Consider the following 20,261-nt stretch of genomic DNA (forward strand, 5'->3'; position numbering starts at 1 on the left):
GTTCAGACATACATCGCGCTCCCCTCCTTCGTCCGTCCTGGGTCGATTCGACGGACTTCGATCTCCCGCAGGGCGGCGCGCAGGCGGTTGTTGTTGGTGTCGTCCGCCGATCCGCACCTGGCTCTGGGGAGCTCGTTCCGCCGCTCGTACCCGTCATCGAACGTTCGCTATGATGCTGGCGGGCTGGGGGGCGTGGGCAGCGCCAACCCCCCTGGCGGCACAGCTCGGTGCCAGATCTCCGCCTCCGGAGATATAACTGGTTGAATGCGCCGCCTTTCACGGGCAGGCGAGCAAGGCTAATTGATGATCGTCGAAAGAGGGTATGCGCGCCTCGGGAAGATCGAGGAACACGCTGATTTCAGCTTGTTCCGCGCGTGCCGCGAGGACGACGGTGTCCCGGTCTTGCTGAAAGTCCTGCGCGCCGAGAGAGCGACTCGCGCCGAGGTCGCGCGCTTCAAGCACCAGTGCGAGCGCATCGCCCAGCTCGCCTCACCCCGCCTCGTCGCTTTGCACGGCGTCGAGGAGCTCGCCGGCGCCCTGACGGTCGTTCTCGAGGACTTCCCGGGCCGCGATCTCGCGCGGATCCTCGCCGCGCGCCCGGCGCGCAGAATGCCGCTCTGCGAGGCGCTCGATCTCGCGGCCGCCCTCGCCGAAGGCCTCGCCGCCGTGCACGCGGCGGGGCTCATCCACCGCGATCTGCGCCCTCACAACGTGCTCGTCGGCGCATGCGGCGCGGTCAAGATCACGAGCTTCGGCGTCGACGCCGAGATCACCCGCGCCCACGAGCGGCTCTACGCGCCCGCGGTGCTCGCCGACGTGCTGCCCTATGTCTCCCCCGAGCAGACAGGCCGCATGAACCGCGGCGTCGACTACCGGACGGACCTCTACGCGCTCGGCGTCCTCCTTCACCAGGTGCTCACGGGTCAGCGCCCCTTCGAGGCCCTGGACCCGATGGAGCTCATCCACGCGCACCTCGCCCTCGCGCCCGCGCCGCCGTCCCGCGTCGACCCGACGATCCCCGAGGCCATCTCCGGCGTCGTGCTCAAGCTGCTCGCGAAGAACGCCGAGGACCGCTACCAGAGCGCCGAGGGCGTGCTCGCCGACCTCGATCGCTGTCGCGAGGCCCTGCGCGGCACGGGGACGATCGAGCCCTTCGTCGCCGGCCAGCACGATCGCCAGGACCTGTTCCGGATCCACCAGAAGCTCTACGGCCGCGAGCAGGACATCGAGGCGCTGACCGCCGCGTTCGAGCGCGCGCTCGAGGGCAGCCGCGAGAGCGTCCTCGTCTCCGGCTACTCGGGCATCGGCAAGTCCTCGCTCGTGCAGGAGATCCTGCGGCCGCTCGCGCGGCAGAAAGGCTATTTCACGAGCGGCAAGTACGACCAGTACAACCGCGACGCGCCCTACAGCGCGGTGATCCAGGCGTTCGACGGCCTGGTGCGGCAGATCCTCACCGAGAGCGAGGCGCGCATCGAGCGCTGGCGCAGCGCGATCCTCGAGGCGCTCGGGCCGAACGCGCAGGTCGTCTGCGACGTCATCCCCTCGCTCGGCCATGTGGTCGGCGCGCAGCCGCCCGTGCCGGCGCTCGCCCCGCTCGAGGCGCAGAACCGCCTGAACCGCTGCTTCTTGCTGTTCGTCTCGGTGTTCGCACGGCACGCGCACCCGCTCGTCCTGTTCCTCGACGATCTCCAGTGGATCGACGCCGCGAGCCTCGGGCTGCTCCGTACGCTCCTCGCCGACGACTCGCTCGCGGCGCTCTTCTTCTGCGGCGCCTACCGCGACAACGAGGTGTCGCCCGCGCACCCGTTCGTCCGGGCCGTCGAGGAGCTAAAGAATGCCGGGCTCGTCGTGCGCGACATCGTCCTCGCCCCGCTCGCGCGCTCGCACCTCCTCGAGATGCTCTCGGACAGCCTGGAGCGCGACGACTGCGGGCCGCTCGTCGATGCGGTGCAGAAGAAGACCGGCGGCAACCCGTTCTTCGTCAAGGAGTTCGTCCGGTCGCTGCACGACCACGGCGTGCTCACGTTCGCGGCCGGGTCAGGCTGGCGCTGGGACCTCGCCCGGATCGAGGCGCTCGCGTACACGGACAATGTCGTCGACCTCATGGTGCGCACCATCGCGCGCCTGCCGCCGGAGGCGGTGGAGGCGCTCAAGCTCGCCGCGGCGATCGGCAACCGGTTCGAGCTCGACATGCTCGCCACGGTGAGCGAGTGCTCGCCGGAAGAGGTGTACGGCCGCCTCGATCCCGCCGTCGACGAGGGGCTCGTGCTGGCCGGGCGCCAGGGCTACCGCTTCGCCCATGACAAGGTCCAGGAGGGCGCCTACGCGATGATCCCGGAGGCGGACCGGCCCGCCTTCCACCTCCGGATCGGCCGGCTGCTCGCGGGCAAGCTGGACCTCTCCGAGAGCCAGAGCCTCTTCGACGTCGTCGGCCACCTGAGCAGCGCTGGCGACCTCGTGTCGGACCCCGCGGAGCGCCTTTCCCTCGCCCGCATGAGCCTCGATGCCGCCTGCCGCGCCGAGGACTCGGCCGCCTTCGGCGCCGCCCTGCGCTACCTTGAGCTCGGCCTGCTGCGCCTCCCGGAGGACGCCTGGACGTCGCAGTACCCGCTCCGCCTCGCATACGCGATGAAGACCGGCCTCATGCTCTCGCTCTCGGGCCAGCACGACGACGCCCTGGCGCTCCTCTCCGATTGCCTGGAGCGGACCGCGAGCCGGCTCGATCGCACCGAGGTGCTGCGGCTCAAGATGAACGTGCAGGTGCTGAGAAACGACCTTTCGGCCGCCCTCGCCGAGGGGCTCGAGGCCCTCAGGGGGTTCGGGATCGACCTGCCTCTCATGCCCGACGACGAGACGCTCGACGCCCACATTCGCACGACGATGGCTATCGTCCGCGAGCGCTCGCTCGAGGCGCTCCTGGACCTGCCCCCGCTCGTGGACCGGGAGATCGCGGCCCTGCAGAACGTGCTCCAGGAGCTCTTCTCCCCCACCTACCACATCAGCCCGAACAACTACGGCATCATGTTCGCGAAGATCTTGGAGATCTCCTACCTCCACGGCCTGTCACCAAACTCGATCTACGGCTGCGTGAACTTCGGGTCTTTCCTCTGTGCCCGGGGCGACGTCGAGCTCGGCTACCAGTTCGGCCGCGCCGCCCTCGCGCTCGCCGAGCGATACCCGGACAAGAAATCCGAAGCGATGTTGTGCAACATGTGGGCCGCCCACATCCAGCACTGCAAAGATAGCTTCGACGCCTGCAGGGAGCCGCTGCTCACCGGCATTCACGCCGGGGTCGAGACCGGCCAGTACATCTGGGCTTTCTACAACACGGCCAACCTCAGCACGAATAGCCTCATCCGCGGTCTGCCGATCCCTGACCTCCTCGCCGAGGCGAGGAGCCTCGTGCCGATGTTCAAGCTCGACCGGTTCAACGCCATCACCTGGATATCCAGCTCGGTCGGGCAGATCGCGCACAACCTCTCGATCGCGACCGAGCGCCCCGCCGTGCTCGTGGGGGAGTGGGTCGACATCGAGAACATCTTCGACGAGGCGCGCCGGCACAACTACCAAGCTTGGCATTACTTCGCGAGCTTCTATGTCGTGTTCCTGCTCGTCTTCCAGGGTGAGTTCGAGGAGGGGGCGCGCGCGACCCTCCAGGTTAACTTCGGGTTCGAGCCCAATCGGGCCTGGCTCGGAACCCCGTCTTTCCACTTCTACAGCGGTATCGCGCTCGCGCGGGCCTCGGACGTCGTTTCGCCGGACGAGCGTGCGCTCTTCATCACCCGCGCCGAGCAGTTCGCCGCCGAGGTCTCCCGCTGGGCCGACCTCGGCCCGGAGAACTTCGCCCACCGCCGCGCCCTGCTCCTTGCCGAGCTCGAGCGCGTCCGCGGCGATGCGCACGCTGCGAGCGATCACTACGACGAGGGGATCGCCCTCGCGAAACAGAACCGCTTCCTCCAGGATGAGGCCCTCGGCAACGAGCTCTGCGCGCGCCACTGGCTCGTCCTCGGCAAGACCACCATTGCCCGCGCTTACATGACCGAGGCGCAAAGGGCCTACGGCCGCTGGGGCGCGACGGAGGCGATGCGGCGCCTCGAACGCGCGTACCCCGACCTCGTCCCGAGCGAGCTCCTCCGCGTCGCGACAGGCCCGGAGGCCACCGCGCCCACCGGCGCCGCGCTCGACATCAGCTCGGTGCTCAAGGCCTCCCAGGCCATCTCGGGCGAGATCGTCCTCGACCGCCTGCTCGACGCGCTCATGCGCATCCTGGTCGAGAACGCCGGCGCGAGGCGGGGCTGCCTGCTCCTCGCCCGCGGCGAGACCCTGTTCTTGACGGCCGAGGCGAGGGCGGAGGGGCCCGAGATCGAGGTGCGTATTCCTCGCGAGCCCGAAGCCCTCCCTCCGGATCTGCCGGCGTCCCTGCTCAACTACGTCCGGCGCAGCCGGGAGAAGGTGATCCTGGACGACGGGACGGCACGGAACCCCATCATCGCCGGCGACGACCTCTATCGGTACGCCAGATCCGCCCTCTGCCTGCCCATCCTGCGGCAGGCGGAGCTCGTGGGGTTGCTCTACCTGGAAAACGACCTCATCGCCGGCGCGTTCACCCCGGACCGGCTTTCGGTGCTGGAGCTGCTCTCCGCCCAGGCCGCCATCTCGATCGCCAATGCCACGCTCTACGCCGACCTGCTCCAGGAGAACAGCGAACGCCGGCGCGCCGAGCAGGCCGTGCGGGACAGCAAAGAGCTCCTCCAGTCGATCGTCGACAACTCGACAGCGGTCATCTCCCTCAAGAATATCGAGGGTCGTTACCTGATGATCAACCGGCGCTACGCTGAGCTGTTCCACGTCAGTCAGCAAGCGATCGTCGGCCGGACCGACTACGATTTATTTCCCAGGGAGAGGGCCGATGCCTACCGCGCCGTCGACCAGGAGGTGCTGGCCACCGGAACCGCGCTTCAAGCCGAGGAAGAGGCCCTCCAGGACGATGGGCTGCACACCTACATCTCGCTCAAGTATCCCCTGTGCAACGCGGCGGGGCAGCCTTATGCCGTCTGCGGCATCTCCACCGACATCACGGAGCGCAAGCAGGCCGAGGCCGAGCGCCAGGCCCGCAAGACGGCCGAAGCCGCGAGCCGTGCGAAGACCGAGTTCCTGAGGAACATGAGCCACGAGCTGCGCACGCCGCTCAACGCCATCCTCGGCTACGCCCAGATCCTCAAGCACCCCCCGGATCTCGAAGACCGCCGGGCAGTGGGACTGAATACCATTCAACAGAGCGGTCAGCACCTCTTGACCCTCATCAACGACCTTCTGGACCTGGCCAAGATCGAGGCGAGCAAGCTGGAGCTCTACCCCGAACCGATCCATCTCTCGGCCTTCCTGACGGTCGTCGCCGACATCATCCGCGTCAGGGCGGAGCAGAAGAGCCTTCACTTCGTCTACGACGTCACGCCGCACCTGCCCCGGGCGGCGCTGGCCGACGAGAAGCGCTTGCGCCAGGTGCTGCTCAACCTCCTCGGCAACGCGGTGAAATTCACCGATCGGGGGCGGGTGCGCTTCGGGGTGCAGCTGCTCGCCCAGGACGAGACCGGGGCGCGCCTGCGCTTCGAGGTGGAGGATACCGGCGTCGGAATGACGCCGGAGCAGCTGGCCAAGCTCTTCCAGCCTTTCGGGCGGGTGGGGGATGTGCGGCGCCGCCCGGGTACCGGCCTCGGGCTCATGATCAGCCGCCAGCTGGTGCACCTCATGGGCAGCGAGATCCACGTGGAGAGCCGGCCCGACGAAGGCAGCCGCTTCTGGTTCGACGCGACCTTGCCGGTGACCGAGATCGCAACGCCCCTCCGGCCTTCCGAGCGGGTCGCCATCGGCTACGAGGGGCCGCGCCGGAAGGTGCTGGTCGCCGACGACGTGGTGAGCAATCGGGCGGTGCTTCTGGACCTGCTGAGCAACCGGGGCTTCGAGGTCTGCGAGGCGGCGAATGGCCAGGAGGCCATCGAGCAGGCAAGAACGGCGTCGCCGGATCTGGTGGTGATGGATCTGGTCATGCCGGTGATGGGCGGCCTGGAGACCATCCATAACATTCGCCGCGATCGCGAGGCTCGGGGGCTCGCGCGGCTGCCGCTCATCGTCGTCTCCGCGAGCGCCAACGAGGAGGACCAGGCGGAGTGCGTCGCCGCCGGCGCCGACGCCTTCCTCAGCAAGCCGATCGACCAGGAAAGCCTGCTGCGGATCATCGGCGCCCAGCTCGGGCTCACCTGGGTCTATGCCAGACCGGCCGAGGAGCAAGCCGGGGACAGGGGCGCCGCGGAGCTCGTGGCGCCTCCCCGGGAGGAGATGGAAGTCCTCCATGCCCTGGCCCTGGAGGGCAACATGCGCGACATCCGAAAGCGGGCCGCCTACCTGCTCACCCTGGGCGACCGCTACCGCCCCTTCGCCGACCGCCTCGATCGCCTCGCGCAGGACTACCAGTCCCACGCGCTCCTCACCCTGGTCGAGGAACGCCTGCAGGGGGTCGAGCCGATGGCGATGGTGGGGCCGGAGCTGCCGCGGTGCATGGGGGGCGGTCAGCGACCATGAGCAGCGCCACGGCCCCCGGTCCGCGCACCCGCGTTATCCTGATCGTGGATGACGTGCCCGCCAATCTCGGCGTGCTGGTGGATAGTCTGGAATGCATAGGTCATCGCGTGCTCGTCGCTCAGGGCGGTGAAGAGGCCTTGAAGCGGGCCAGCCTCACGAGGCCCGACCTGATCCTGCTGGACGTGTTGATGCCTGGCATCGACGGCTTCGAGACGTGCCGCCGCCTGAAAGCGGCTGAAAGTACTCGAGACATCCCGGTGCTCTTCATGACCTGCCTGACCGACGCGGCCGACAAGCTCGTGGGGTTCAGGGCGGGGGGCGTCGATTACATCACCAGACCATTCGAGATTGGAGAGGTGATGGCACGGATCACGACGCACCTGAGCCTGCGCGAGGCGCAGAGGCAGCTCGAAGAGAAGAACGCGGAGCTGCAGCGTGTCCATCAAGCGCTGGAGCAGCGGGTGCGAGAGCGCACGGCCGAGCTGGCCAGCTCGAACGCCGCTCTCCGCGAGAGCCAGCATCTGCTCCAGGCCATCGTCGACAACACCGCCGCCGTCGTCTTCGTCAAGGACATCGAGGGCCGCTACATGCTCGTCAACCGCGGGTGGGAAGAGCTCTTCCAGATGCGCCGCGAGCAGATCATCGGCAAGACCGACCACGACATCTTCCCACCCGAGCAGGCCGACGCGTATCGCGCCAACGACTTGCTCGTCCTGCAGCAGAATCGGGCCATGGAGCTCGATGAGGTGGCCCCCCAGCGCGACGGCGCACGCACGTACATCTCTCTCAAGTTCCCGCTCTGCGGCCCCGCCGGCGAACCTGATGGCGTCTGCGGTATCGCCACCGAGATCACGGGCCGCAAGCACGCCGAGGACGTGCTGCGCCATTCCTACTCGCTCCTCGAGGCCACGCTCGAATCCACGGCGGACGGCATCCTGGTCGTCGACGACGCGAGGCGCGTCGTGCGCCATAACCACAGGCTCGCGCAGATGTGGAGCATCCCCACCGATGTCCTCGACGGCGGATCGGCCGATGTGCTCCTCGCATTCGTCGGCGGCCAGCTCCGCGAGCCCGAGCTGTTCCTGCGAAGCGTCCGTGACCTCTATGCCGATCCCGAGGCGAGCGCCTTCGACACGTTCCCGCTTCGGAACGAGCGGGTCTTCGAGTGTTATACGCAGCCCCAGCGCCTCGGAGCGCGCGTGGCCGGGCGGGTCTGGAGCTTCCGCGACATCACCGCGCGCGTGCACGCCGAGCAGCAGCGCGATCGGCTCCTCCTGGACGAGCGCCGCGCGCGCGCGGCGGCGGAGGAGGCCACCCGTCTGCGGGACGAGTTCCTCCTCATCGCCTCGCACGAGCTCCGCACCCCGGTCACCTCCCTGCAGCTCTCCATTCAATCGCTCGGGCAAAGGCTCTCGCGGGGCATGGACGCCGAGCGCGTGCGTTCGGCGGTCGCCCTCTCCGGCCGCCAGATCAAGCGCCTCTCCAACCTCGTCGACATGCTCCTCGATGTCTCCCGCATCCAGGCGGGGAGGCTCGAGCTGGACCGGGCGCCCGTCGATCTGCGCGAGCTGGTCGCCGAGATCGTCGCCCAGCTCGGCGACCAGCTCGCGCAGTCGGGCAGCACGCTCGCCGTGCGCGCGGAGCAGCCGATCACCGGCTGGTGGGACCGGTACCGCCTCGAACAGGTCGTGACCAACCTCCTGACCAACGCCATCAAGTTCGGGGAACGCGCGCCGATCGAGATCACCATCACCGCGGAAGGCGGGGTCGCGCGGCTCTCGGTGGCGGACCACGGGCTCGGGATCCCGGCCGAGGTGCGGACGCAGCTCTTCGAGCGATTTCGCCGCGGCGTCTCGTCGCGGAATTATGGGGGGCTCGGGCTCGGCCTCTACATCACGCGCACCATCGTCGAGGCGCACGGCGGACGAATTCGCCTGTCGAGCGAGGTCGGCCAGGGCTCGACCTTCTGCGTCGAGCTGCCGCTCTCGACCGAGAGCGCAGCGAGCCACTCCACCTAGCCGGAGCCGGTCACCCGGTGGGCTCGCCGCTGAACGCCGGGCGGGCGCGATCGCTCATGGGAGCACGGTGAGCCAGGTTCTTGGTCAACGCCGATGCGGTCCTGTCCTCTGCGCCCGCGAGCCCTTTCGATCGAGCGCATAGCCCACGCCGGCCCGGAGATCGCCGCGCGTGGTCAGCGCTCCGAAATCGACCCCTAGCTGCACCAGCGTCTGGGCGATCGACGGCGCGATCCCGACCAGCACACACTCGGCGCCGAGCAGCGCCGCGGCCCGCGTCGCCTGGATCAAGCGGCTCGCCACGGACGTGTCGACCGTCATCACGCCCGTGATGTCGATGATGACGATCTCCGCCTGGTGTCGCTGGATGCCGTCGAGCAAGGTCTCCGTGAGCCGCTCCCCCCGCTCGCTGTCCATCTGCCCTATCAAGGGCACGACGAGCACGCCCTCGTGGATCGGCAGCACGGGCGTGGACAGCTGCCGGATCGTGTCGAGGAGGCTCTCCCGCGCCCTCGCCAGGTCCAGCTCGACCTCTTTTTGACGGGTCACGTCCCGCACGAGGCCCACGATGTAAAGGGGCTTGTCGTCCCTGTCGCGGACAGGCACCTTCGTCGTCTGAAAGCTTCGTGTCCGCTTGTCGTCGAGCGGCAGCTCCTCCTCGAACAAGGCTCGCTCGTGCCCGGCGGCGATGCGCTCGTCCATCTCGGTGAGGTGCCTGGCGACCTCCGGCGGGAAGAGATCGTCGTTGCGTTTCCCGACGATGGTCTCGGTCGTCAGACCGACGCCCTCCGCGCCGGCCTTGTTGCTGAAGACATAGCGTTGCCCGTCGACGCTCTTGACGAACAGGATATCGGGCACCGCGTCGATGGCGGCCTGGCAAGCGATCCGGAGGAGGCGCAGCTCCTCCGCGTGCGCCTGTTTGAGCCCGCTCACGTCCTCGAACACGACGCCCACACACCCTTCTCCGAGCGGGAATGCCTTGACCAGCAGGACGGGCGCGCCGCCGTCGCCCGCGCCCAGGCGGACCTCTCCCAGGGAGGCGGGCGAGCCCGATCGTGCCACGCGGGCGCAGAGCTCGGGGATGCCCGCGCCTCGCAGGGCCGGGAACACCTCCTCGACGCGCGCGCCCGCCGCGCCGCGGCCCAGGGCGCGCACGGCCGCCGGGTTCGCCGCGACGAAGCGCGGCTCCGCGGTGGCCTCGGCCCCGTCGCAGCGATAGACATGAACCGCCGTCGGCAGGCGCTCGAGCAGATCCGTGAAGGCGCTCCCGTTCCCCTCGCTCATGGCGCCACTTCACCCTGTTTCACGCGGCATCGCAATTCCGAGTCAAGGCGGGGGCGCGCTGCAACGCTCAGGCGTTCACACGACGCCATGTTTTCCAAACTCGTCTTCGCCGCCCTCTTCCAGGGCCGGCGCCGTCTCGTCGCGGCTCCTTCTTCGCCGCCGCTGCCGAGTCTCGAGAGCCGTGTTCTTCAGGCCCGCTTCACAAGCCACGACTGCCGGAATCACCGGACCGACTCGCATCCCATGGTCGTGCTGGAGGCGGTACGGCGCCCGGCTCGCGCGCCGAAATCCCGGCGAGACGCGATGTCCGGATCAAGCTACCGCTCGGCCGCGCGCGCGAGCGACGCACCCCCCAGCCGCTCGACCCAGCTCGTCGCCTCGTCGACGGCCGACCTAGCGAGCGCCGCGTCGAGCGGCACGCCCGCGCGCGCGAGGGCGCCGAGGTCGTGGAGCCGCGCGAGCACGGCGTGGGCCTCGATGGGCAGCCCGCCGGCCGGCACGAGGTCGCGGTACACGCCCGCGATGAGGGCCGCGTGCGACTCGGGCGCTGGCCCCTCCAGCATGCCCGCAATGGTCCCGGCGAGCGCCTCGTAGGCTGCGCGAGCGGCGTCCGCGGCGAAGCCGGCGTCCAACACCACCCGCGCGAGCCGAAGCCTATCCGCTGCCGCCTTCCGGGCGGTCGCCGCCGGAGGGCGAGGGCCCGCCGACGGCCAGCGCGCCTGTCCGTCGCCGTTCTCATGCGTCGCCTCTCCCATCGTCCCAGCGGCCTCCCCTGTCGCTCCCACGCCCGCCCCGATCGCTCCCGCGCCCTCTTCCTTCGCCCCGGTGGCCTCGACCTCGGCCACACGGGCGCGCAGCGCCGCCGTGGCGGTCTCCACGACGGCAGGCTTCACGGCGCCGGCGCCCGCAGCGGCCCCCTCCGCCGCAGCCCCGCCCACCGCGGGATCGATCGCCGTCACGGCCTCTCGCCCCCACCATTCTACCAGCGACGCCGGCGCGCCCTGGCCTCCCTCGCCGCTCGCCGCAGGCAGGACGTCGCCGCCCCCCTCCTCGGTCGCGCCCGCATCCGTCGCTTCGGCTCCCTCCGCCGCCTCGACTCCCTCCGCCACCGCCAGCACCTGCCTCATCTCGCGCAGCACCACCGAGAAGCTCGGCGCCGAGAGCTCCTCCACCGCGGAGTCGGCCCGGAGAGACGCCACAAGCACCTTGCGCTTCTCGCTCAGGATGCCCTCGATGCCTCGCTCGATGCCCTCTTCGGCGCAGAGGTAGGTCACGCTCACGCGGTGCGCCTGGCCCAGGCGGTGCGCGCGCGCCGTGCGCTGGTCGAGGCGCGCCGGGTTCCACGGCAGATCCAGGTGCACGACGTAGCTCGCAGCCTGCAGGTTGAGCCCCACCCCGCCGGCGTCCGTGCTCAGGAGCACCCGCACCGCCGTGTCGTCCCGGAACCGGTCGAGCAGCGCCGGGCGGCGCTCCGTCGGCACGTCGCCGTGGAGCATGGCGTGGCCGACGCGCAGCCGGTCGAGGCGCTCGCGGGCCAGCTCCAGCATCCCCACCCACTCGGAGAACACGATGACCTTGTTCCTGGGCTGCGCCGTCACCTCGGCGATCAGCGCCTCCAGCTCGTCGAGCTTCGGCGACGCCTTCTTGCGGCGGCTAGGATCGCACAGCTCGAGCGCGTTGCACGCCTGCCGCGCCTTCAAGAGCATCATCATGAGCCGGTCCAGCTCCTCCTTGCGCAGCGCACGGCGCTCCGCGATCGCGATCAGCCGGGCCGCCTGAGCGCGGTAGTCCGCCTCGAGCTCGCGCTGCTCCCGCGTGAGCGGCGTGTACCGCGTCTGCTCGAGAAGCGGCGGCAGATCCAGCAGCACCTCGGCCCGCTCGCGCCGGAGCGCGACCGGCGCGACGCGGCGGCGCAGCTCGCCGAGGTTGCGGTAGCCGACGATCCTGCCCCGCTCGTCCTGGCGGTGGAAGTCGGCGTTGAACCGCCAGAGCGGCCCGAGCAGCGCGGGGTCGACGAGCTGCAGCAGCGCATACAGGTCGTCGAGGCGGTTCTCGACCGGCGTCCCCGTGAGGACGAACAGGAAGCGCGACGGGATCGCGCGCAGCGTCGCGGCCGTCTTGGTGCGGAAGTTCTTCGCGCGCTGCGCCTCGTCGAGCACCAGCACGTCCGCCGCGAGCGCCTGGAGCCGCGAGAGCTCGCGCCAGGTGAGCTCGTAGCTCAGCACCGTGTACGCCGCCTCCAGCGCGAGCGCCCCCGTGCGCTGCGCGGGAGAGCCGCCGAGGACCGCGGCGCGCTCGCCCGTCCACCGCGCGATCTCCTGCGCCCACTGGTGCTTGAGCGACGCCGCCGTGACGATGAGGACCCGCCGCGCCTCCCCGCGTCGCCGCAAGAGCTCGCATGCCGCGATCGCCTGGAGGGTCTTGCCGAGGCCCATGTCGTCGGCGAGCAGCGCCCGCCCGTTGCGGAAGAGGTGGAGCACGCCCTCGCGCTGGTACGGGAAGAGCGGCAGCCCGAGAGCCTCCAGCGCGCCCTGCTCTCGGCCCGCCTGCGCCTCGAGCGAGCGCCGGCGGCGCTTGTGCCAGATCGCCCCCGCGAGCCGCTCCGCCGCCGGCAACGCCGCATGGACGATCCGGGACGGGGACGCGTGATTCCCGAGAGCTCCCTCAGCAGCCATCCTCAGCAGGCCGCCCGCCTGGACGAGGCGCGCGCGCTCCTCGCGGAGCGACGCGGGCCACGCGCCGACCGCGAGCAGGCGCAGGCCGTCCTGCGCGTCGACCGTGAGCGTGGGCCGCGCCGGCGCGTCGATCCGGGCGAGCGCGCGGCGCCACGCCGGGCGCTCCGCGACCGCGCGGCGCACGGCCTCGAGGTGCTTGCACGTGCCGAGCTGATTGCCCAGGAAATCAGGGCAAGAGCACGTGTCGTGGCGCGCGCTGGCGTCCACGAGATCGACGACGTACCGCCCCCCGCTCCCGCTCGCCACGGCGTAGTCGCCGTCGACTCGATCGCTGAGCGGCGTGACGGAGAAGGGCTCGCTGTGCGCTCGATAGACGCGCACCTCGCGCTCGTACCGGCGGACCGCCTCGATATCCTCGTAGTCATCGCATCGCGGGGAATCCCAGCGGGTCGGCTCGATCGAGGCAGGGCGCACGGCGCAGCTTTGCCGCAGCCGCCGGATCTTCGCAACAGCCCAGAGGAGCGAGCCGAGCATTGCATTTGGAGTCATCCATTTATCATCAAATCGACCGCCCCGCGGCGCAGCCCCCTCGCGCAGCGCGGAGGACGTGCGATCTCGAGCGTGCACGAAGCTACCGGGTCGCTCGATCCCGCTCGAGCACCGGCGAGCGAGCCTGGCAAGCGGCGGCCTCGTGCGCGGCCCCCCTTCCCAGGATCTCGCTGCCTGTCCGGGGAACGTCCCCGCACCGTCGCTGCGCGCCGCCGCGGGCAAGGCGCAAGGGGCGTCCTGCCGCGCCCATTCAGGGCGGCTGACTTCGCGCATGGTCAGAGCGGGATCGTGTTCAGGTGCCGCTCCAGCTCCTCTCGCGCGCCGGGAGCGATAGGCAACGATCCGCGCAGCGTGGACCACGCGTCGCGCGCGCGCAATGCAGTCTCGGACACGATGTCGCTCGTGAGTGCCGGCGACGCCTTGATCCTCTCGGCCAGCCGTTCGAAGTGAGCTCGGGTAACACGGGAGAACTCCTTCTCGCCGGAGAGCCGTAAGGCGAGGCGCTGGTCCAGGCCCGGGCCATAGGCGATCGTGGAGACGAGATCGTAGGCCGGCGAGAGCCGCGCCCGGCGACCGTCGGGGTACACGAGCGACCAGTTCTTCAGGTGTGCGTCGGCGTTTCCGCTCAGCACGACGAAGACAAGGCGGCGCACCAACTCTTCGTAATCGGCCTCGCCCGATACGTTGCGCACGATGTTCGCGATCGTCGCGTAGTTGTGACCCTTGTACTTGTCCCGAGGCCGCACGTTGAGAACCTGAGCGAAGTCTTCCTGATGGATGCGGGCTCCTTGTTCGTTCCGGTCGAAGCGCCGGATTGCGAGCGCCAGGGTCTCGTCGAAGCGCAATTCTTCGGGCAACCCTTGAATATCCGAGACCTGCACGAGATTGAAATCCGGCACGGAAATACCGGTTTCCCGTGCCCATGCCAGCATCGAGTACTCGTTCTCTGGCACCCTGGGATAACGCCTGTCCGGCAGCTTGACGATCCAGCGCCCGCCCTGGCCGGCAACGGGGAGCGTGAAGCGCGTTTCCTGTTGAAGCACCGAAAACTTGAGTTGCATACCGGCCAGAGAAAACCGCAGCGTGTCGTCTTCGGCCGGGGATGAGGGCGCCGGTTCGTCAAGCTGGGCACCACCCGCCGCCGGATCTTCGGCGCGAACGACGACGGCTCCGGGGAGGTCACCGCCGAGCACCGCCAGGAGGGATAGCTCCTGATTTTCCCGCACGCCCGCCTTGCGCGCCAGCAGCGTGCGAAGCGCGCTCTCCTCTTCCGGCAGGTAGTTCTGGAAGAACGGTGGCAGCCGTCCGCTCTGTCCGGCGTACTCCAGAGGTGGGGCGAGATGATCCTCGAACCAGCGGCCGAGCACGGGGCGTTCCGAGAGCGCCAGGTAAGCCTCATCGAAGCGGAAGACGACCCGCCCATCCTGGTGCCGTTCGATCATGCCGACCGAGGCGTCGCGGAGCAGAACGCGCAACCTCATGGCTCAGTCCTCGCTCACGATCATTGAGGATAGGGATGGACTGTCGTCAGCGTTCCACTCGCCTTGGCGCTCGAAGTAGCGCTTGACCGTCTGCCACAGAGTCGTCTCGCGGAGCTTGAGGAACCGTGCCGCGTCGCCGGCGCCCAAAGCCGCACGCGCCTCGCTCGAGATCGCATGCGACGCGAGCGTCTGTTCATCGCTCGTCGCGGTGATGGCCTTGATGAATTCTCGCGTCGGTAGCCGTGGATGCAGGATGCGGTTCGCCAGACCGGAAGCGCGTTCGTCCTCGGCGAGCTTGCCTCGCAGCACGGTAGGCACCTTCTCTTCCCCTGGAGCGGAGAAGAGCGTCGTCACGTCGAGCAACTCCCCGCTCATCAGGTCCCGCGGCCCCAACGACGCGAGCGCGCAGCACTGCAGCTTGCTACGCGCCCAGGCGAAGTGAAAGCCGTGAAGGTGCTGGACGTCCTCTGCCGGCGCGGTACCTGCCAGCGCCAGCAGCCGCTGGACCGATCCCTCTTCGTCGTCGTTCCGGATACAGGCAAGGTGCTGCCTCATCCCCACGGTCGCTCCGGTCAGGCGAGCGCCGAGCGCTCCGCGCCACAACCAACGACGCAACAGCAAGCGACTCCGATCTCGAGGCGTTGGAAACTCGTAAAAAAACTTCGACAGGACCACAATGGGCAAAGTGTATGGCAGCAACTCGACGTGCGCGAAACCGGCATCCCGCCGGAGAAAGACGATCGTCTCCCGCAGGGCGGCCTCGGTAGCGCTGAGCGCGGCAGGCACCTCATCGCGATGCAGCGCGTCGGTGAAGTCACGATCGAGCGGGAGCCCTTTCACCGCCAGTAGCGCGTTGAGCACATCGCCCTCTGCCAGGGGGCCGAACCCCATTTCAGAGGCTCTCTGTGCAACATGGCGCAGATCCGAAGGCTGACTCTGATTTAATGAGCCAAAGAGCGCATTGAACACCTCATGCTCTTCGAGTGGGCGACCTGAGCGGTTGGTGCGGTGAAAGATGGTCCTGAGCACTTGCTCGTCGCTCGTCTCGACGATGTAACACGGCATCTGGTATTCTCGAATACGCTTGCCAACATCGAGCGCGAGGGCACGCTGCGCCGGGCCGAGCTTGGGATGAGCGAACAGCCACTCGAGAAGCTGGTTCGAGTCCAACACAACGGCCATCGGCAGTCTGGGGAGCTCGACTTCAATGGTTTCTTTACGCACCTTCGAATAAACAAACTTCGTCTCTTTCAGATCGAAATGCATGGCGCGCTCGTCGGGTACCAGGCGCCCGAGCAAGGTCTCGGCGAGCGTGGTGATACGCTGCTGCCCATCGACGACCCACAGAGCATCGGAGCGCGCGGGCGCGTCGATGTTCAGTTTGCCCAGCGAGAGCCGCACCGCGGGCGCTTGGCGCTGCCAGAAGAGCAGCGTTCCGATCGGATAGCCACGGTAAATACTGTCGAAAAAATCTAGCCGATCGGAGTCTTCCCACCTGAGCGCACGCTGGAAAGGGGGGACACGAACCTTCCCCTCCTGTACCCTCGCGAGAAGCTCGTCGATCTGAAAAGCTTTCGCCTCGGGACGACGATCGAGCTGCGGCGGTGACTCGGCGAAGCGGGGCGTGGCCATGCCGCACCGAGTATACTCCGCTCCGTCTCGCGTGTCAGTCGGCAAGCGGACGCGCACAGCCCTGTTCGGGCCGACCCTTCCCAGGCGTCCCCCGAGGCTTCCCGAGCAATAGCGCAGGTCACGCCAATCTGTATTCTCCGCATGGCTTTTCGAGCTCACAGGGGTCGTCGTGGCACGGCTGTGCAGGACGGTATGCCGCCCCTCCGGGGAGCGCCTCCCCAGGCGCGCCGCCGGGCAGAGGGTCGTATCGCCGTCCACCGGCGCTCGAGCGGCGCCCCGATGCGCCCGGTCGCCCAGCTCGGCGCGCCTTCGAGGCGCAGCTTCATCGCAGGCTCGCCCGAGCTCACGGCGTCCGGCGAGGTCGCGCGGCCGCCGCGCCGTGCGACCTCGCCCACGGCGGCCCGCGCCCGGAGCTCCTCACGCGGCCGCGAGCGGCTTATGAGGAGTCGAGACGAGCGAAGCCGACCAGCGCAACCGCACCGCGCGCGAGCAGCCTTACCTGGTCGCGCCCTTTACGTTCTTCCTCTCCGTCAGGTGCGGCCTCCGTCGGGGGGCGGCGTGCCGCTTGAGATCTGCGACGTGCTCTACTCGATGGAGAGAGTCACGGCCTCGTCCGTCACGTCCGCCACCTCGATACTTCCGGTGAAGATCTCCTCGAACGTGAAGTTGCGGAGGACGATCGAATAACTCCCCTCGTCGATCGCCGCCGCCGCGGTCGAGAACGAGTGCTCCAGGCTGTCGAGATCGATGTCCCCTTCGAACTCACCCGACGTGATCCAGTAGGGACTCCCCTCGACCAGCACGGGCACCAGGGCGCAATCGTCGTTCGTGGGCTCACCGTCGATGAAGTCGGTCTCCCCGACACCCCAGGCCCCGTCCACGAACGTCGCGCAACCCGCCGTGGCGGCTTCATCGGAAGCGATCGCGAGCTCCGTCGTATCGAGGCTGCTGCCGCCCGCGCCGCCGCCCCCTTCCGCATCGCCGCCCGTGCCCGCGCCGCCCCCGCCTTCGGCGCTGCCGCCCGTGCCCGCGCCGCCCCCGCCTTCGGCGCTGCCGCCCGTGCCCGCGCCGCCCCCGCCTTCGGCGCTGCCGCCCGTGCCCGCGCCGCCTCCGCCTTCGGCGCTGCCGCCCGTGCCCGCGCCGCCTCCGCCTTCCGCCTTGCCGCCGGTGCCCGCGCCGCCCCCACCTTCGGCACGACCGCCCGCGCCGCCGCTGCCAAAGCTGATCTCATCATCCCCGCAGGCCACCAGCAAGCACCCAAGAAAGACGATCGAACTCCACTTCATGCGCACCTCGGCTTTCTGTGACGCGCGAAAGCGTAACATGAGCTACAGGTACGCCCCAAAGTTCGGTCCATACGGCTGAACCCGCAATCTCGCGACGCGCCCCCGGCGGTCGCTCCGAGGTGCGGGAGGTCGCCTCCACCGCTCCGTGATGTGGAGCCTTCGTCACCTGTCGAAGGAAGGAGGCTCGCCGAGGCGGAATGTCACTCGATGCGGCGCCGGCGCCGGCGCCGCCACAGCGCGTCCGGCGAGGACGGCCGCCGCTCCCCGCCTTCCTGCCGCTCTTCTTTCAGCCCCTCAGGACCCGATCCGGATCCGCTTCTTCAGCGCGGCGAGCTCGTCGTCGACCGCCGCCCCGCCCGGCTTGTCCGCGCTGCCGGCGCCGGCGCTGCCGCGGCCGTGCTCGAGCTGGGCGAACTTCGCCTCCAGCTCGGCCGCCGACAGCCCGCCGCCGGAGATCGCCTCCTCGATCTCGCGCGACGCCGCGACCTGCGCCACCTGCCCCTCGACCTGCTCCTCCATGCGCCGGAACTCGGAGAAGGCGCTCTGGCCGCCCCTCGCCCCGAGCCCCTCGGCGCCGCCGCCGGCGCGCTGCTGCTGGATCTGCGCCGCGAGCGTGCCCTTCCGCGCCTGGAACTCCTCCTGCTTGGCCTCCATGCGCTCGAGCTCGGTCTTCATCGAGAGCACCGCCGAGCGCTGCTCCGCGCGCATCGCCTCGGCGCGGTCGCGCTCGCCCACCACCCGCTTCTTCTGCACGAGCGCCTCGCGCGCGAGCTTCTCGTCGTTCGCCTTCAGCGCGAGCTCGGCGCGCTTCTCCCACTTCTCCGCCTCGGCGTCGAGCTCGTCGACCTTCTTGCGCAGCACCTTCTCGGCCGCCACCGCGTCGACCAGCTCCTTCCGCGCCGCGCGGACCTGGTCCTTCATCTCCTCGACGATGAGATCCAGCGACTTTTTCGGATCTTCCGCCTTGTCGAGGAGCGCGTTGACGTTGCTCGAGATGACCTTTCCCATCCGGTCGAAGATGCCCATGCCGCTAGCGTGCACCGCCCCGCCGCCCCTGTAAAGCGCCCGCGCGCGGGGCCGCGGGCGCCCCCCGCGGCCCAGGGGAGACCGGCGATCAGGGCGCCGGCGGGTACGCCGGACCGAAGCTCGACTCCACCGCCGACCGCGTCGTCAGCAGCGGCGTCTTCAGCGTCTCGTCCTCGTACAGCGGCCTCACCACGCAGGTGTCCTCCCCGCACTCCCCCCCCTCGACGAACGCGACGTCGGCGACCAGCCAGTACCGGGTGTTCCCGTCGGCCGGCGCGAACGTGACGGGCGCCTCCGGGTCGTAGAACCCGGTCGGGCCGAGATCCGCCCCGAGGGAGCCATTGCAGAAGATCTTGATCCGCGGGTGCACCGCGTAGTTCCGGCCATGCGCCGAGTAGTAATGGACGCCGATCCGCGTCCACTGCCCGAACGGCGGAAAATCCACGTTGATGTTCTCGGGCGCGCAAAAATCATCGCTGTCCGGGTCCGTGACGTCGGGGTCGCACGTGATGTTGTCGATATCGAGCCGCGGGTTGTAGCAACCCTTGCCGAGATCGCGCCACGCCCGCCCGGCGCCGCGAGGGGCGTAATAACACGTGTTCTTGGCCTCATCCGGGTCCGCGTACCAGCTCACCGGCTCCGGCGGAGACGCGCCGTCGCTGAACCACCGCAGCTCCGGATCCGACCCCAGCGTGTCCACGGTGCAGTTGTTGTAACCGCAGTCGTCCGGCGAGCCGGCGACCGCCCACGGCCGCGTGTCGCCCGGCTTGTGCAGGTGCAGATCGAGATCCACCCCCTCGCCGCCGAGGTCGTGCTCCCACTCGAGCTCGACCCGGAGGCCCGGCGCGCCGACGTAAAGGGCATACTCGCACGAGTCGGTCGCGCCGTCGGCGAGGCGCTTCGTGTAGATGACCTTGTACTCCCCCGACTGGAGCGGCTTGTAATCATCCGCCGGGCTCGCCCCGGAGACCGCCGGACACGGGTCGATGCCCGCGGGGCAAACGACGCTCCAGGTCTCCGAGCCAGGCTCGGCGTCCACGCTGAACGTGCCTGTCCCCTCCTTCAGATCCACGTTCGCGAACGGAGGCACCCTCAGCGCGTGGCACCCCGCGGGGTTCTCGCGGAAGCACGCCTCGGTCGCGTGGCTGCCGCCGACGCAGGGCCCCCAGACGCCCACCTCGTTGCAAAGCTCGGTGCCCGGAAAACACCCCTCCGCCCCGCGGTACGACGGATCACCCATGAAGCACGCGTGCGCCTGCCCCGCGACGCAGGAGCACGTCTCGTCGACCTGACCGTCGCAGTCGTCGTCGAGGCCGAGGTGGTTGAGATCGCAGAGCTCCTCGCGGCCGCACTGGGTCCCGCACGGGTTCACGGCGGCGTCGCCGCCGCCGCCGGCGTCGTCGCCGGGGGCAGCCCCGCCAAGGCCGTTATCCGGAACGAAATCACCGCTGCCGCTGCTGCCCTCGGGCGCGCCGCCGCCGCCCGCGCCGCCTCCGCCGTCGCCGGGCGCACCGCCGCTCGCGCCGACATCGACGTGCGGGCCCGAGGCGTGGCAGCCGACCGCGACGAACACACCCGATGTCGCGGCCCCGAGAAATGCGAGGAGCGCAGAGGAGACGCCGAGATGACGCATGAAACCTCCATGTCTCGCCAGCGCGCGGTGCAGCAGCTCGGGCAGGCAGGCGCGCCCGGCGAGACACCGGCGATGAACAGCGAGGTTCCTGGTTTAGCAGA

At 69.4% G+C, this 20,261-nt stretch carries 9 protein-coding genes; 2 read left to right on the plus strand and 7 right to left on the minus strand.

Annotated elements, in window-relative coordinates; genetic code table 11:
• Positions 1-303 precede the first annotated feature (303 nt).
• Positions 304-6,579 carry an AAA family ATPase gene (locus tag WMF11_RS42280; RefSeq protein ID WP_437974807.1) on the plus strand — a complete coding sequence of 2,092 codons (6,276 nt, stop codon included), beginning with the start codon at positions 304-306 and terminating at the stop codon, positions 6,577-6,579.
• Positions 6,576-8,597: an ATP-binding protein gene (locus WMF11_RS42285; protein ID WP_437974808.1), complete on the plus strand. Its 2,022-nt coding sequence runs from the start codon at positions 6,576-6,578 to the stop codon at positions 8,595-8,597. Before WMF11_RS42280 ends, WMF11_RS42285 begins: the two co-directional genes overlap by 4 nt.
• 84 nt (positions 8,598-8,681) lie before the next feature.
• Here WMF11_RS42285 and WMF11_RS42290 read toward each other — a convergent pair whose 3' ends face one another.
• From WMF11_RS42290 to WMF11_RS42320, 7 genes are all read right to left on the minus strand, one after another.
• Complete coding sequence (locus WMF11_RS42290) at positions 8,682-9,878, minus strand: PAS domain-containing protein (RefSeq protein WP_437974809.1); 1,197 nt, start codon at positions 9,876-9,878, stop codon at positions 8,682-8,684.
• Positions 9,879-10,195: 317 nt separating this feature from the next.
• Positions 10,196-13,102 (minus strand): DEAD/DEAH box helicase, encoded by a 2,907-nt coding sequence (locus WMF11_RS42295; RefSeq protein WP_437974810.1) that lies wholly within the window; start codon positions 13,100-13,102, stop codon positions 10,196-10,198.
• Positions 13,103-13,377: 275 nt separating this feature from the next.
• Complete coding sequence (locus WMF11_RS42300) at positions 13,378-14,583, minus strand: type II toxin-antitoxin system HipA family toxin (RefSeq protein WP_437974811.1); 1,206 nt, start codon at positions 14,581-14,583, stop codon at positions 13,378-13,380.
• A 3-nt stretch (positions 14,584-14,586) separates the two neighbouring features.
• Positions 14,587-16,215: a DUF262 domain-containing protein gene (locus tag WMF11_RS42305; protein ID WP_437974812.1), complete on the minus strand. Its 1,629-nt coding sequence runs from the start codon at positions 16,213-16,215 to the stop codon at positions 14,587-14,589.
• Positions 16,216-16,799: 584 nt separating this feature from the next.
• Complete coding sequence (locus WMF11_RS42310) at positions 16,800-17,501, minus strand: hypothetical protein (RefSeq protein WP_437904754.1); 702 nt, start codon at positions 17,499-17,501, stop codon at positions 16,800-16,802.
• A 294-nt stretch (positions 17,502-17,795) separates the two neighbouring features.
• Positions 17,796-18,527 (minus strand): PspA/IM30 family protein, encoded by a 732-nt coding sequence (locus tag WMF11_RS42315; RefSeq protein ID WP_437545761.1) that lies wholly within the window; start codon positions 18,525-18,527, stop codon positions 17,796-17,798.
• An 88-nt stretch (positions 18,528-18,615) separates the two neighbouring features.
• Positions 18,616-20,160 (minus strand): hypothetical protein, encoded by a 1,545-nt coding sequence (locus tag WMF11_RS42320; protein WP_437904755.1) that lies wholly within the window; start codon positions 20,158-20,160, stop codon positions 18,616-18,618.
• Between the last annotated feature and the right edge of the window lie 101 nt (positions 20,161-20,261).

Source organism: Sorangium sp. So ce295 (assembly GCF_051527405.1).
GTDB classification, from domain to species: domain Bacteria; phylum Myxococcota_A; class Polyangia; order Polyangiales; family Polyangiaceae; genus Sorangium; species Sorangium cellulosum_B.